This is a genomic window from Ferroacidibacillus organovorans (genome assembly GCF_001642725.1).
GTDB lineage: Bacteria > Bacillota > Bacilli > Alicyclobacillales > SLC66 > Ferroacidibacillus > Ferroacidibacillus organovorans.
The window spans coordinates 1-15,131 of the sequence record NZ_LSUQ01000007.1; the positions used below are offsets into that span (position 1 = coordinate 1).

The 15,131-nt window shown below is 50.4% G+C and carries 18 protein-coding genes; 17 read left to right on the top strand and 1 reads right to left on the bottom strand.

Translation table 11 applies throughout. The features are described from left to right. The 3 genes from AYW79_RS03695 to AYW79_RS03705 all read left to right on the top strand — a co-directional run. The coding region (locus AYW79_RS03695; protein WP_156493884.1) for a phosphopentomutase at positions 1–652 on the top strand (652 nt) is incomplete at its 5' end. Further along, entirely contained in the window at positions 649–1,959 is a 1,311-nt protein-coding gene (locus tag AYW79_RS03700) for a thymidine phosphorylase (protein ID WP_067561786.1), read from the top strand. The genes AYW79_RS03695 and AYW79_RS03700, both read left to right, overlap by 4 nt. An 87-nt stretch (positions 1,960–2,046) precedes the next feature. After that, on the top strand, positions 2,047–3,267 hold the full coding sequence (locus AYW79_RS03705; protein ID WP_067561789.1) for a D-alanyl-D-alanine carboxypeptidase family protein: 1,221 nt from the start codon (positions 2,047–2,049) through the stop codon (positions 3,265–3,267). Here AYW79_RS03705 and AYW79_RS03710 read toward each other — a convergent pair. Further along, entirely contained in the window at positions 3,224–4,558 is a 1,335-nt protein-coding gene (locus AYW79_RS03710; RefSeq protein ID WP_067953106.1) for a helix-turn-helix domain-containing protein, read from the bottom strand. The genes AYW79_RS03705 and AYW79_RS03710 overlap by 44 nt on opposite strands. A gap of 263 nt (positions 4,559–4,821) precedes the next feature. Between AYW79_RS03710 and AYW79_RS03715 the strand changes: the two genes are divergently transcribed. The 14 genes from AYW79_RS03715 (at position 4,822) to AYW79_RS15770 (ending at position 15,120) form a co-directional block, all read left to right on the top strand. Next, positions 4,822–5,178, top strand: a complete 357-nt coding sequence (locus tag AYW79_RS03715) for an STAS domain-containing protein (protein ID WP_067561794.1) — start codon at positions 4,822–4,824, stop codon at positions 5,176–5,178. Next, a complete protein-coding gene (gene spoIIAB, locus AYW79_RS03720; protein WP_067561798.1) occupies positions 5,175–5,627 on the top strand; it encodes an anti-sigma F factor in 453 nt (150 codons plus the stop codon). The genes AYW79_RS03715 and spoIIAB overlap by 4 nt, the downstream gene beginning before the upstream one ends. A 3-nt stretch (positions 5,628–5,630) precedes the next feature. Continuing rightward, the gene (gene sigF, locus AYW79_RS03725) at positions 5,631–6,389 is read left to right on the top strand and encodes an RNA polymerase sporulation sigma factor SigF (protein WP_067561801.1); all 759 of its coding nucleotides are present in this window, start codon (positions 5,631–5,633) and stop codon (positions 6,387–6,389) included. 160 nt (positions 6,390–6,549) lie between these two features. Then, positions 6,550–7,014, top strand: a complete 465-nt coding sequence (spoVAC, locus tag AYW79_RS03730) for a stage V sporulation protein AC (RefSeq protein ID WP_067561803.1) — start codon at positions 6,550–6,552, stop codon at positions 7,012–7,014. Positions 7,015–7,036: 22 nt separating this feature from the next. Beyond that, positions 7,037–8,038, top strand: coding sequence for a stage V sporulation protein AD (gene spoVAD / locus AYW79_RS03735; RefSeq protein ID WP_067561806.1), 1,002 nt, complete (start codon positions 7,037–7,039; stop codon positions 8,036–8,038). Between the two features lie 17 nt (positions 8,039–8,055). After that, positions 8,056–8,418, top strand: a complete 363-nt coding sequence (gene spoVAE / locus AYW79_RS03740) for a stage V sporulation protein AE (protein WP_067561809.1) — start codon at positions 8,056–8,058, stop codon at positions 8,416–8,418. Between the two features lie 13 nt (positions 8,419–8,431). Further along, positions 8,432–9,025 (top strand): stage V sporulation protein AE, encoded by a 594-nt coding sequence (locus tag AYW79_RS03745; protein ID WP_067561812.1) that lies wholly within the window; start codon positions 8,432–8,434, stop codon positions 9,023–9,025. A gap of 76 nt (positions 9,026–9,101) precedes the next feature. Then, a complete protein-coding gene (lysA, locus tag AYW79_RS03750; RefSeq protein WP_067561816.1) occupies positions 9,102–10,394 on the top strand; it encodes a diaminopimelate decarboxylase in 1,293 nt (430 codons plus the stop codon). A gap of 60 nt (positions 10,395–10,454) precedes the next feature. Beyond that, a complete protein-coding gene (locus AYW79_RS15765; protein WP_179123070.1) occupies positions 10,455–10,604 on the top strand; it encodes a hypothetical protein in 150 nt (49 codons plus the stop codon). Between the two features lie 178 nt (positions 10,605–10,782). Next, positions 10,783–11,883, top strand: a complete 1,101-nt coding sequence (gene ribD, locus AYW79_RS03755) for a bifunctional diaminohydroxyphosphoribosylaminopyrimidine deaminase/5-amino-6-(5-phosphoribosylamino)uracil reductase RibD (protein ID WP_143216168.1) — start codon at positions 10,783–10,785, stop codon at positions 11,881–11,883. Between the two features lie 46 nt (positions 11,884–11,929). Next, positions 11,930–12,574: a riboflavin synthase gene (locus AYW79_RS03760; protein ID WP_067561820.1), complete on the top strand. Its 645-nt coding sequence runs from the start codon at positions 11,930–11,932 to the stop codon at positions 12,572–12,574. Between the two features lie 57 nt (positions 12,575–12,631). After that, positions 12,632–13,825, top strand: coding sequence for a bifunctional 3,4-dihydroxy-2-butanone-4-phosphate synthase/GTP cyclohydrolase II (locus tag AYW79_RS03765; protein WP_067561822.1), 1,194 nt, complete (start codon positions 12,632–12,634; stop codon positions 13,823–13,825). Positions 13,826–13,841: 16 nt separating this feature from the next. Then, entirely contained in the window at positions 13,842–14,309 is a 468-nt protein-coding gene (gene ribH / locus AYW79_RS03770) for a 6,7-dimethyl-8-ribityllumazine synthase (protein WP_067561825.1), read from the top strand. Position 14,310: 1 nt separating this feature from the next. Then, positions 14,311–15,120, top strand: coding sequence for a spermidine synthase (locus AYW79_RS15770; RefSeq protein WP_067561828.1), 810 nt, complete (start codon positions 14,311–14,313; stop codon positions 15,118–15,120). Positions 15,121–15,131: the final 11 nt, after the last annotated feature.

The window sequence follows — 15,131 nt, forward strand, 5'->3', positions numbered from 1 at the left end:
GTGTGAAGTTGCGCGTGCCATACTCACAGGACCGCATGCCGTCGGCCGCGTGATTGCACGACCGTTTACAGGTGAGTCCGGAAATTATACAAGAACTGCAAATCGACGGGATTTTTCCCGGGATTTTGGAGAAACACAACTTACAGACCTTGAAAAACATCGTATTCCGGTCTATGCGATCGGGAAAATCGAAGATATTTATGGTGGGCACGGAATCACCCAAGCTGTTCATACCAAGAACAATGAGGATGGTGTTGATCAAACACTTCGTATCATGCAGGGTGCAGCTTCACCATGTCTGATTTTTACAAACCTCGTCGATTTTGACATGCTATACGGTCACCGCAATGACCCACTCGGGTTTGGGAGAGCGATCGAAGCGTTCGACCGTCGCTTGCCAGAACTGCTTGATGCGATGCAAACCGAAGATCTTCTCATCATTACAGCAGATCACGGCTGTGATCCGACAACTGCATCGACCGATCACAGCCGTGAGGCGGTACCACTTCTCATGTATCACAAAGGGATGCGCGAAGGGCATACGGTTGGTGAGCGTTTGACGTTTGCCGATGTGGGTGCGACGTTTGCGGCGTGGCTTGACGTTCCCGCCCGTGCCGGAACGAATACGCTTTCTGGAGTTGATTCCCAATGAGAATGGTTGACTTAATTGAGAAGAAAAAGAACTCTGAAGCATTGAGTGAGGCAGAGATCTCTTTTATCGTTGAAGGGTTTACTCATGGAACCATTCCTGATTACCAGATGGCGGCGTGGTTGATGGCTGTATGTTTTGCAGGCATGAATGAAGACGAGACGGCGTGGCTTACTCATGAAATGGCACACTCCGGGGATGTTCTCGATCTTTCGATGATAAGCGGACCAACGGTAGATAAACACAGCACAGGGGGCGTGGGTGACAAAACGACACTGATCGTCGCGCCGCTGGCAGCCGCGCTCGGTATGTATGTCGCCAAAATGTCGGGCCGTGGGTTGTCCCACACAGGAGGGACGATCGATAAATTAGAGTCGATTCAAGCTTTTGAGACAGAGCGCACTCGTGACGCATTTATGGAGCAAGTTTCAACCCATGGTGTAGCTGTCGTCGGACAGTCAGAAGGTCTGGCGCCTGCCGATAAAAAAATGTACGCGCTACGCGATGTGACAGGAACAGTTGCTTCGCTTCCCCTTATCGCATCCTCCATTATGAGTAAAAAAATTGCTTCCGGCGCACGCCACATCGTTCTTGATGTAAAGGTTGGAGACGGCGCGTTCATGAATACACTTGATGATGCGCGCGCACTCGCAAAGGCGATGGTCGAGATTGGAGCAAAACTCGGACGTTCCGTATGTGCCGTTTTGTCTGACATGGATCAACCACTTGGTAGAGCCATCGGGAACGCGCTTGAAGTGCGCGAGTCAATCGATGTTCTGCGCGGTGGTGGGCCTGCAGATTTACGCGATTTGTCCGTGTACCTCACAGCAAAACTCGTACAACTCGTGGAGGGTGGAACACTGGATGATGCAACCAAACGTGTGAGTCACGCACTTGCAACAGGCGCCGCTCTTAAAAAATTTAAAGAAATGGTGATCAGTCAAGGTGGCGTATGGGGGGATGATGAAATCTATCCAGAGATGCACGCTGCGCCTGTTGTGCGTACGATAACGATGTCTTCTGCGGGGTATCTATCGAGTATTCCCGCGCGTGCACTCGGAACGATTGCAATGCAACTGGGTGCTGGAAGAGAAGAAAAAACATCGTCGATCGATCATCGTGTGGGGCTTATCCTCTTTAAAAAAGCAGGGGATGAAGTACGGGTCGGTGATGAATTTGCTGAGATTCACGCGGCGACCGAAGAGGATGCCGATCGCGCAGCTTTACAGTTGGCGGTGTGGATGAAGACATCTTCCCATGCATTTGCCAAACGTCCACTCATTCTCGACGAGATCAACGCGTTCGGATAAGAGTAATTCGAGAAGCACACACTACGCCTATCGATGTTGAACGCGCCCAAAGTATTCGTTTTGGGGGTTCAAAGGGAGGCGTGTGAAATGCTTCGCAAATGGATCGGTATCGTTTTCAGTCTGGTGCTTCCATTAAGCGCACTACCGCTGGGGAATGCGCTGGCCAGTACGTCTAGCCGGGAGATTATGGTTACGCAACGCACAGAACCGATGCCTGATCTCGCACCTCATGCAAAATCGGCTGTGTTGATGGATGCAATGACGGGTACGGTGTTTTATGCAAAAAATGAACACGAGCGATTACCGATTGCTAGCGTGACAAAAGTCGCGACGATGCTTCTTGTCATGGAGGCGATCGAGCGAAAACAGCTTCACTTTCAAGACAAAGTGCGCACGTCAGACTATGCTGCCAGCATGGGAGGATCTCAAATTTTCCTTGAATCTGGAGAAACCATGACGGTAAGCGAATTAATGAAGGGCATAGCGCTCGCCTCAGGAAATGATGCGGCGGTGGCGGTCGCGGAACATATCGCCGGATCAGAGGGTGCCTTCGTATCGCTTATGAACCAACGGGCGAGACAACTCGGTTTGCAAAATACACATTTTGTCAATGCGAACGGATTGCCGGCAAAGGGGCACTATTCTTCTGCGTTTGATCTTGCCGTTCTTTCTAGAGAACTTATGGCGCATGAATCCATTACTCAGTATACGGGTCGTTATCAAGATCACCTGCGGCAAGGTTCTGGTAAACCTTTCTGGTTGGTCAACACGAATAAGCTGATTCGTTTTTACTCTGGGATGGACGGCATCAAAACTGGGTTTACAGCTGAAGCTCACTATTGCCTTGCGGCGAGTGCAAAGCGTGACCATTTTCGGCTGATTGCGGTCATTCTTGGCGCATCGACTGCAAAAGAGCGAAACGCAGAGATTACCGCCATGATGAATTATGCGTTCAGTCACTACGGCGTAAAAATGGCGTACAAAAAGGGACAGGTTGTCACGCTGGTTCCCGTCTCACGCGGTGAGCTACAAGCGGTCGCAGTAACTTCGGCGCGCCCTGTCGGTGTCTTACTCAATCGCACTACTGGTCAAGAAATTGGTACTGTGGTCAGTGAGGTTCATCCCCTTGTAGCGCCTGTGACAAGAGGACAAATCGCAGGCACGCTTCGCGTGATGATCAATCAAAAAACAGTTCTTCAGGTTCCACTGCTAGCAGTCGCTGACGTTAAAAAAGTGACTTGGTTTGAAATGCTCGGTCGCACATTCAAACATGTTTTTTCTCTGGGGGCAAAACGGTCATTTCAGTAACGCGTAAACGCTGTTTTAAGATGAGTGAGAAGCGGGCGATCAGTTCGTCAACGACGAACAAATCGTCCGCTTTTTCTTGACGGAGAATCATGTCTTTCATCACTTCAAGAGTTGCGACGGCTGAGTTTAACAACTGGAGTGCCTCAAATCGTGCAGCCGCATTTTTTAATGTGAGAAATGCCACATCATATTGCGCTGTCGCGCGCAGCAAGAGTCCTTGTACTCTCAAGGCTTCCGCACGCTCAGGAGATTCTTCTTTTGATAGGGCAAGCGCTCGCTCTACACTGCGCGCCGCATCTTCATACTGGGCGATGCTGATTTCGCACTGCGCGCGCTCGCTCCACGCGTTGCTTAACGCATCCATACGTCCTTGTTTGTGATAGTCTGTAATCAATTGCGGAAGAAGGGATACGGCTTCCTGTGAATAACCACGTTCACGTTGAATGATGGCAAGATTCATATACGCATCCGTGAGCGCGTACGTTTGCCCCAACGAACTGTAGATCGAGATCGCTTCTCTCGCATACGCGAGCGCTTCTTCTCCGGATTTGTTCTCCATAGACAATACGCTCAAAAGATGGCAGAGTTCTGCGCAATCCACGCGCGATCCACTCGTTTTCACATCTGAAAATGCGGATCGCGCAAAGTCAAATGACTGATCTGTGTTGCCGAGGCGATACGCGGTGATACTCAAGTTTTTGCGCGTTGTAAAAACGGCCTGCGGAACAGGTTGGGTGGATTGATCAAGATACCAAAGTGCTTGTAAAAAACAGTGATACGCAAGGATGTAACGTCCATTCGCGAGATGAAGCTCGCCTTGGCGATTAAGGCTGCTTGCACCGATCATCCATTCGTGGTGAACCAAGGCTCGCGCAGAAACACGTTCATAGAGCGTTTCTGCTTCTGGAAACATTCCCAATTGCTCATAGAGTCGTGCAATTTCTAGGTCGAGTTCAGTTTTTGTCACATAGGAAATGCTCGCCTGCGCAAGGAGATCGAGCAATGGTTTTGCGGCGTGAGGCGCACTGCGATCAAGCAAATCACGCGCGTCTCTAAGCAACTGGGTTTGCCGATGGCGTAGTTCAATCTCTGAAAGCAGTTCACTCGGGTTGACATCGAGCGCCTTTGTCAATAGGTTGATCACGCGTTCAGACGGCGCTACGCGATCAGACTCAATCTGGCTGATAAGCCCAGGCGTAATCTCACGCCCTGCGAGTTCACCTTGTGTCATACCTTTGGCGAGTCGCAACGCGCGTATTTTACCACCGAGCGTCATGGGAGTTTTCGTCATGTTCAATCCGTCCTTCTTGGCGTTGTTTAGTAGGAGTATAGCATAATCTGAATAAGGAGTTGGGACTCATTTAATATCAAAAAAACATCGCATAAAGATGTCCTGTTGTTTTTTGTCGACCCTGCACTAGTTTTGTCGACAGGCAGGAACTTCCATGTCTAAGGGCGAACAGCATTATCGACGTGAAGTCGTTGCCACTGCGCGGTAACGTAAGCTCTCACGCTAAATTGATTCAGCAGTTTGCAGAGGGAGACTGAGAATGTATGCGAGTCGATATTAGACAGACCCATCGCGGCTCAATCCTTGTGGCAGCGCTTGAAGGTGAACTGGATGATCATGAAGCTGCCGCGGTGCGCGACTTGCTCGATCAAAAACTCCTTGATATGCGAGTTCCATGTCTCGTTCTTGACTTGAGCGGTGTGACATTTATGGACAGCGCGGGACTCGGGGTCATCCTTGGAAGGTATAAAAAAATCACGGCAAAAAACGGAAAGATGAGTGTGGCAGGCGTAACCAAACCGGTTGATCGACTTTTTGAAATATCCGGGATAAAAAAAATCATGAATGTCTATCAGACTCGCGACGCGGCTGTACGCGCTCTGAAGGAGGAGATGCAATGAAATCCCAAAATGAAATGTCCATTCAATTCTCTGCCATCTCTGAGAACGAATCGTTTGCCCGTGTAGCCGTGGCTGCGTTCATTTCGCAACTCAATCCGACGATGGAAGAACTAACCGAGGTAAAAACGGTTGTATCTGAAGCGGTCACGAATGCGATCATTCATGGATACGCTGAACGTGTTGGGGATGTTTACTTGCGTTGTAAAATTATGGGATATACAATGGAGCTTATCATTGAAGATCACGGAAAAGGGATGGAAGACATCGATGAAGCGCGTCAACCTCTCTTTACAACCCGTCCTGATTTGGAGCGATCAGGGATGGGATTTACGATCATGGAATCGTTCATGGATGAGATGACGATTGAGTCCGCCCCCAATCGCGGAACACTCGTGCACATGAAAAAAATCATACGGGCCCCTCACGGTGCGGCTCGCTTTGAGGTGTAATCCATGGAGCACGGACTGGCACGGGAATTCCCGAAACTGTCCGATGAGCGTGTACGATGGCTCATTGAGGAAAGTCATGCTGGCAATGAGGCAGCGCGCGATGAGCTTGTGGTGAATAATCAACGCCTTGTCTGGTCGGTTGTCCAACGCTTTTTAGGGCGTGGTTATGATCCTGACGATTTGTTTCAAATCGGGTGCATTGGGCTGCTCAAAGCGATCGATAAATTTGACCTTCAGTATGACGTGAAATTTTCAACGTATGCCGTCCCTATGATTATTGGAGAGATTCAGCGTTTTCTTCGCGATGACAGTTCGTTAAAAGTGAGTCGTTCAGTCAAAGAAACAGCTCGACACATTCGGCGTGTTCGCGAAGATCTCATGAAACAGTATGGAAGACAGCCCCAGATCAACGAAGTGGCAGAAGCGATGGGACTAACTCCAGCAGAGGTTGTGCTGGCGCAAGAAGCCATTCGCGTGCCAGCGTCGATCCATGAAACTGTATTTGAAAACGATGGAGATCCGATCTATCTGATGGATCAGATCGCAGATATGGAGCAAGACAAGTGGTTTGACCGATTGGCGCTTCACGACGCGCTTACCCGTCTTCCTGAACGTGAGCGGCTCATTGTCTACATGCGCTTTTTTCGCGATAAGACACAGTCAGAAGTGGCTGACATGTTAAGGATCTCGCAAGTTCAAGTATCGCGTCTCGAGAAAAGAATATTGCAGTCGATTAAAGACAGTCTGGATGAACCATTCTGAGTCTCACCTGATCGAATCATGAGTACCTCACACTCGCCGTGTGGGGTTTTTTGACGTGGATTGCAAAGTGAAAAGGGTACGTAATAAATCGTCACTAGATCAGGATCATTTGGGACACGATAATGAACGGGATGTAAAAAGAGGGGTAAGGGGTGCTTGCATGAGTGTTTCGTCAGGTTCTTCTAGAAAATCGTACACAGCGCTCGTCGATACCATGCGTCCTGCAAAACCAGTTCTCCGCAATGTGCTACGCGCATTCTGGGTTGGTGGTGTGGTTTGTTTCATTGGTGAATGTGTCGAGGAATTTTTTGTGCACGCATTTCATTTCTCCGAAAAAACGGCAGGTAATCCAACGGTCGCAATCATGATTTTGCTGGCGGTCATTTTAACTGGATTCGGTGTCTACGATAAAATCTCCCAGTATGCGGGAGCGGGCACTGCGGTGCCGGTCACTGGATTTGCAAACTCAATTGCTTCTGCGGCGCTTGAACACAAAACGGAAGGATATGTTGTCGGTGTTGGGACGAACATGTTTAAAATTGCTGGCCCCGTCATCGTTTTTGGTGTGGTAGCAGCGTTTGTCGTCTCGTTTGTCGTATATGCGTACATCAGATTGCACGGATAACGCAAAGAGGAGGGCATCGTCGATGCAGGTAGGTAAACAAACGTGGCGATTTCCATCACGCCCCCGCATTACTGGCTCCGCTACCGTTGTCGGTGCTAAAGAGGGAGAGGGGCCACTTGGATCTTGGTTTGATGAGGTGGAGCGCGACGCGTATTTTGGAGAAAACAGTTTTGAAAAAGCAGAGCGAATCATGTTTGAACGAGCGCAACGACTCGCTGCAAAAAAGGCGAATCATTCTATGGAGGATGTGTCGCATGTCATCGCGGGAGATCTTTTGGCACAAAACATCAGCGCCAGTTTTTCTGCCCGAACGCACAGTAGACCACATTTAGGCGTATTTAGCGCATGCGCAACCATTATGGAGTCGTTTGCACTGGGTGGACTGCTGATCGACTCTTTAAACAGCGAAAAGGTTCTTGTAGGGGCGAGCAGCCATAACAGTACAGCGGAGCGCACCTTTCGTTATCCAACAGAGTACGGCGGTCAAAAGCCGCAGACGGCACATTGTACAGCAACGGCTGCCGGCGCCGCAATACTTGAAGCAAAGGGAGACGGCCCGGCGTTGACAGAGGCGACCATCGGTCGCGTCATTGATTTCGGAATCACCAATCCTTGGGAGATGGGCGCTGCCATGGCGCCTGCGGCCGTAGATACACTGCGCGTCCACCTTCAAGCTACGGGTCGTTCCGTTCTTGATTATGATTTGATCGCGACAGGTGACCTCGGCCGTGTGGGCCATCCGCTGGCGCGTCAAATGCTGCTCGAACAAGGTATTGATCCTGGTCATCAATTCACAGACTGCGGCATTCTTCTCTACAACGAAAATCAACCGGAAGTGTTTTCAGGCGGTAGTGGACCAGGATGCTGTACAGTGGTGACGCTTTCGTACTTGCTTAAAAAGTTAAAAGAAGGTAAGAATAAACGAATTTTGGTGATTGCAACAGGCGCTTTGCTTTCTCCGCTCACTGTTTTGCAAGGTGACACGATACCGTGTATTGCGCACGCGGTTACATTTGAAGGGTAACAAAGGAGGTTTATTCGATGGGAACCCTTGCAATTTTTCTAGCGGCCTTTTTCGTTGGTGGACTCATTTGTGCCATAGGTCAGTTGTTGTTTGATTTGACCAAATTAACGCCTGCGCACGTTATGGTCATTTTTGTCGTCGCCGGTGCGATTCTTGAAGGGCTTGGGTGGTATGATCCACTGATTCGCTTTGCCGGGGCGGGTGCGACCGTGCCTATTACATCCTTTGGCAGTTCACTGGTTCATGGAGCGATCGAAGAGACACGCCATTACGGTTGGCTAGGTCTTGTGACGGGTATTTTTGAGGTGACGAGTGCAGGGATTTCAGCTGCTATCCTCTTTGGATTTTTGTCAACGCTGGTTTTTCGCGCGCGCGGTTAATGAGGCGTAGCTGATGAACAAAAAAAGAGTCATTCTGGTAACGGACGGGGATATCGTTGCACAGCGGACACTAGAATATGTGGCAAAAGAACTCGGTGCAAGAGTAATTTCTCGTTCGGGTGGTCATCCAACGCCGCTGTCTGGTGAAGATGTTTTACGTTGTATTCTTATGACTCCGCATGATCCGGTGATTGTCATGGTGGATGATAACGGATCACGCGGACAGGGGCCGGGTGAACATGTTTTAAAAGATCTTTGCTTTGATCATCGAATCGTGGTCATTGGGATTCTGGCAGTCGCCAGTGACACACGTTATGTTCGCGGTGTTAAAATCGATTTTTCTGTGGATCGAAACGGCAGGATCGTGGATGCGGCCGTTAATAAAAATGGGTATCGTTTGCGCAGTAAGAGAAAAGTGTTGTTCGGCGACACGGTTGATATTCTCCGGAAAATTCATTCGCCCATTCTCATCGGCATCGGGGACATTGGAAAAATGCGAGGTGCCGATCATTTCCGAAGAGGCTATCCGGTTACGAAGGAAGCACTGAGAATCATCATTGAACTCGATCGCACGCGTCCGTGCGTACGTGTTCCCACCACCTTGTGAATCAAGGTCAGCAATGATATCATTGTTGGTCAGATGCGATTTTTATGCATAAAAATACAGGCGGGAGAGACAGACGATGGAGTTGCATGGGACGAGCAGTGTCAATGAACGAGGCGTTCTTGAGATTGGCGGATGCACCGTCGATGATCTCGCAGCAACCTACGGAACACCTCTTATTCTTTATGATGTAGAGCAGATTAGAGAGCGCATTCGCGCATATTGGAAGTCGTTACTATCCTTTCAGGTGCCGTACGTTCTTGCCTACGCCAGCAAGGCATTTTCTTGCAAAGCGATGTGCCGACTTGCAAATGAGGAAGCGATGTGGCTCGACGTGGTTTCTGGCGGCGAACTGCACACCGCGCTGGCAGCTGATTTTCCTCCAGAACGAATCTATATGCACGGAAATAATAAATCATCTGACGAACTCGAATATGCCATTATGTCTGGCATTCACCATATTGTCATTGACAACTTCGACGAGATCGATCGTATGGTTGAGATTCTACGCAAACGAAACACTTCTATGCGTGTTGTATTGCGAATCACGCCGGGCGTCGATGCGCACACGCATGAATTTATAACGACAGGTACGCAGGATTCCAAGTTCGGATTTGATTTGTTTAGTGGACAAGCAGATGAGGCGGCAAGTCTTGTGCTCAAACAGGAACATCTCATCCTCATTGGCCTTCATATGCATATCGGTTCACAAATTTTTGAGGCAGACGGATTTCACATCGCGAGCGAACGTATGGCTCAACTCTATTCGCGCATAAAAGTGAATTGTGACACACTGGAATGGTTCAATATGGGTGGCGGACTCGGAATTCGCTATACCAAAGAAGATCGTTTGCCACCTTTAGAACAAGCTGTCAAAGGGCTTATTGAAGGTGCTAAACGTGCGTTCGAACGAGTCGGTCTTGTACTCCCCAAGCTCATGATTGAACCAGGCCGAAGCATTGTCGCAGAAGCGGGCACTACGATCTACCGAGTTGGCAGTCGCAAATCTGTCCCTAATGTGCGCGACTATATTGCGATTGACGGAGGAATGACAGACAATCCGCGCCTCGCACTGTACGGGGCGGTTTACGAGGCGTGCATCGCCAATCGCATGTTCGATGAATCGAAACAGACTGTCTCTGTGGCGGGAAAGTGCTGTGAGAGCGGAGACATGATATTGTGGGATGCGCTGCTTCCGGAACCGCACCCAGGAGATCTACTCGCCGTTTCATGCACGGGTGCGTATAATTACTCAATGGCAAGTAACTACAATCGACTCCCTCGCCCAGCTGTCGTGTTTGTTGAACGCGGCGAGGCGCGCCTTGTCATTCGCCGTGAAACATACAGCGATGTGTGCAGTCTTGATCTGTAGGCGTTCGTCGCTCCACGCGATCACTCTTTGACATACACTGTGTGATGAGGAGGGGATGTTGTGCTGACAATCCTCGCGTGGGTACCTCGCATCGCACGTTTTTTCGGGATGTTTCGAGGTGTTGTGGGTTTTGTTACACCGATGTGGCCCTATGTGTCATCTTTTGTGCGACGCGTCCGTCAACCGCGCGCGATTGCACAAGCCTACTAGTTGTCCATTCATTCCTTATTAAAAAGGGCGCCCAAAACACCATGCGACTTGGTGTGGGCGCCTTCTTGTGATCGAAATTCCTGCTGCGAGGGAATTCCGATCTCGCTTTACAACAGGGAAAGCTCATCTGTATACTTTGGAAACTAGAGAAAATCGTTTGCTGTGCAGGAGGATCATCGTGATCGAATGGAGCACTATAGATCGCCACTGGATGGATCTGGCACTCATGCTCGCGCGTGCGACACGCGGACAAACCCATCCCAACCCACAGGTTGGAGCAGTCCTTGTCGCTGCTGGGCGAGTGATCGGTTTAGGGACCCATCTCAAGGCGGGCGATCCTCACGCCGAAGTTCACGCGTTGCGAATGGCGGGGGAGCATGCGCGCGGCGCCACACTCTATGTTACGCTGGAACCGTGCGCGCACGTCGGTAGAACCCCTCCGTGTGCTGACGCGGTCATTCAAGCGGGGATTACGCGCGTTGTCGTCGCGCTTGAGGACCCTGATCCGCGCGTTGCTGGGCGAGGTATTTCTCGCATGAGAGAAGCGGGTATCTCGGTTGAAGTAGGATGCATGCGTGAACAAACAGAGGAGTTGCTTCGCCCCTATCTTCATGTCAAAGCTACAGGACTTCCATATGTTACGCTGAAATTGGCGACGACGCTCGATGGATTTTTGGCGACTGCATCAGGTGAGAGTTTATATATGACAGGCGATGCGGCACGTGCGGCAGTCCATCGCCTGCGCGCGCAGGTGGACGCCGTCGGTGTAGGGATCGGAACGGTACTTGCAGATGACCCAAAGCTCACGGTGCGGCTTGGAGGAGAGTTCAGGCAGCCTGCGCGCATCGTCTTTGATCGCAAGGCGCGCCTACCTCTGGATGCGCGCCTTGTTTCGGATCGCGCGGCAGAAACGTATGTGCTTTGTAGTGAGGATGCATCCATGGATCGTGTTCACGAGTTGCGAGCGCACGGTGTCAATGTGATTGTCATCGGACCTCACGAGACGTTTACAATGAAAACCGCGCTTCACAAACTGGTAGAAATAGGATTTATACATCTCCTTATTGAAGGCGGATCTACGATTGCGACAGCGCTTTTAAGTGAGCGTCTCGCGACAGAGCTCTGGTGGTTTCATGCCCCTCTCATTCTTGGACAGGGCATTTCGGGACTGGGAGCACTCGCGATCCAATCCTTACACTCAGCGTTCACACTTGAGAACCCCAGGATTGAGGTCTTTGGAAGCGATGTGTTGACGAAAGGCGCGCTTAAGTATACATAATGTTTATTGTGTTAACAGATGAGCATGGTGCTCACGGAGGTATACGATGTTCACAGGACTTGTGGAAGAGGTAGGGCGTATTCACCAGATCGAGCGAAAAGGTCGCTCACTCCTGCTCACAATCACTGCGAAGCGCGTCCTTGAAGATGCGAAGATCGGTGATAGCATCGCAGTGAGTGGCGTCTGTTTAACGGTTACGAAATGCTTCGACGATCGCTTCACAGTGGATGTCGTACCTGAAACGGTAGATCGCTCGACACTTAAGCGTCTACAGCCTGGTTCGCGCGTCAATCTGGAGCGCGCCATGCGCGCGGATGGACGATTTGGCGGTCACATTGTGGCTGGACACGTTGACACGGTCGCTCAAATACGCCAGATTCAACCTGATGAGAATGCGCGCATCGTCACAATTCAAGCGGAATCAGACACCATGAGGTATATTGTTGAGAAAGGCTCGATTGCAGTGGATGGGATCAGTCTGACGGTCATGGATGTTTCAAATGAAGCGTTTCGCGTCTCTTTGATTCCACACACTGCAGGGGAATCGACTGCACAAGATTTTATGATCGGTCAATCGGTTAATCTTGAAGTTGACATACTTGGAAAATATGTAGAGCGGCTGTTATCTGGGCAAAAAGGTGAAGCACAATCGGGTTTAACGTTTGCGAAATTGCAACAATACGGTTATTAGAGATGATCGTTTAAAATGTGGCCGGGTAAGAGCCAAGCCCAAGGGAGTGGAGGATCCATGTTTTCTCCAATTGAAACTGCGCTCGCGGCACTTAGACGCGGGGAAATCATTATTGTGGTTGACGATGAGGATCGCGAAAATGAGGGGGATTTTGTCGCGCTCGCGGAGTATGCGACGCCAGAAGTCATCAATTTTATGATTACCCACGGCCGCGGTCTCGTCTGTATACCGATAGAGATGTCACACGCAAAAGCGCTTCACCTTCACCCCATGGTAGAGAAAAATAGTGATCTGCACGGCACAGCCTTCACCATCTCGGTGGATCATGTGAGCACGACCACCGGAATTTCCGCGTTTGAACGCGCGCAAACGGTTCAAGCGCTACTCACGGATGGGAGCAAACCGGAAGATTTTCGCCGTCCTGGTCACCTGTTTCCGCTCGTTGCAAAAGAAGGTGGCGTTTTGCGCAGGGCAGGTCACACAGAGGCTGCGGTTGACCTCGCACAACTTTGTGGTGCAAAGCCGGCTGGCGTGATCTGCGAAGTTTTAAAACAGGATGGAACAATGGCGCGCGTTCCTGACTTGTTGCAACTCGCAAATGAATTCAGTCTGCACATGATTACAATCGCAGATCTCATCGCGTATCGAAAGCGCGTAGAAAAACTTGTCACACGCGAGGCGGAAGCACTGTTGCCGACAACGTATGGCGACTTTAAAATCTACGTGTATGCAAACGCTCTGGATCAAAAGGAGCACGTCGCCCTTGTGATGGGGGATGTTACCCCCACTCATCCGACACTAGTGCGCGTGCATTCGGAGTGCTTGACGGGTGATGTCTTCGGATCACATCGGTGTGATTGTGGGCCACAATTACACGCAGCGCTTGAAACCATCGCACAGGAAGGTTCAGGCGTGCTACTCTATATGCGACAAGAAGGTAGGGGCATTGGACTGATCAATAAAATTCGCGCGTACGAACTTCAAGAGCAAGGGTTTGATACGGTCGAGGCAAACCAAAAGCTTGGATTTGCGCCTGATCTGCGCGATTATGGGATTGGGGCGCAGATCCTTGAGGATTTAGGCGTACGAGAGATGCGCTTGCTCACAAACAATCCGCGTAAAATAAGCGGACTCTCAGGATATGGGTTGAGCGTTGTCGAACGCGTTCCCATTCAAATGGACGCAAGTCAGCATAACGCTCAGTATTTAGCGACGAAAAAATCAAAATTAGGCCATTTACTTAATATGTAATGACGGAGGTTTACGAATGGGACGTCAATTTGAAGGTCACCTGGTTGGACAGGGTTTGCGAATGGCGGTGGTGGTTGGACGCTTTAATGATTTGATCTCACTGCGCTTACTGGCGGGCGCTCAGGACGCGTTTACGCGACACGGGGTTGCGGAGGCAGATGTAGACCTGGCGTTTGTACCAGGCGCGTTTGAAATCTCGCTCGTGGCAAAACGGCTGGCTGAAACAGGACGCTATGATGCGATCGTGACGCTTGGAGCGGTGATTCGCGGTTCTACACCGCATTTTGACTATGTTGCATCAGAAACGGCAAAAGGCGTCGCATCGTCTTCACTCGCGACAGGCGTGCCCATCATCTTTGGCGTGCTTACGACCGACACAATTGAGCAAGCGATTGAGCGCGCAGGAACAAAAGCGGGCAATAAAGGCTGGGATGCGGCTGTCGCCGCCATTGAGATGGCAAATTTATTGAGGAGTTTCGCTTGATTTGACGAAAATCCTGTTTCGTCAAGAGTCATCCTATCAGACGGTGTGTGTTGGAGAACAGCAAAATGTTCGTTTTTTGCGTTTTGGAGACGCATCTGCCGGCTGGCAGGGAGCGTGTGTACTCAATCAACCGAAACGTCTTTATTTCCCGTACCAACAAGCGTTCTCTTTGCATACGGCGTGGGTGCCCACAGTAGAAAATTTTCTCTCGATTGGTGTTGGCACAGGAACCGCACTCACTCATATTCACTGGAGGCACCCCGAGGCAAGAATGACGGGCATTGAGCTTGACGGAATGGTCCTTCACGTTGCAGAACAGTATTTTGGCCTGTCACGCGACGCGGTACAACTTATCGAAGCGGACGCGCGCGCCTGCCTTGATCGACTGTATCCGTCCTATGATCTCATCTTTCTCGACGCCTACTATCAAGAAGATACGCCGAGCGGGATGCTGTGTGAACCCTTTTTAAAGCGGTTGGCTGATCTGCTGATCCCTGGTGGCGTACTTGCCATCAACGCGATTATGACGACATTTGGTCCAGGCGCATCACGCTATCGCCGGCTTTGCAACGAACTCTTACGTGCGGTTGGTCCGACCTTTCGCATTGATGTTGGCATACTTCCTTTTTCAGAGCATAACCTTCTGCTCTATTCCGTCAAAAAGCCTACATTCATCCCATCGATTGAGCGTCTTCGCGCGCGTGCCCGCGCCGAAATCGCGCAGAACTCGAGCGTCTATGGCCCGTTTCGGGAGATGTTGCCAGCGCGAATCAAAGCGATCGATAGTGCCCCGAACAGATCGCTCGGTTGATTCGGAAAGAG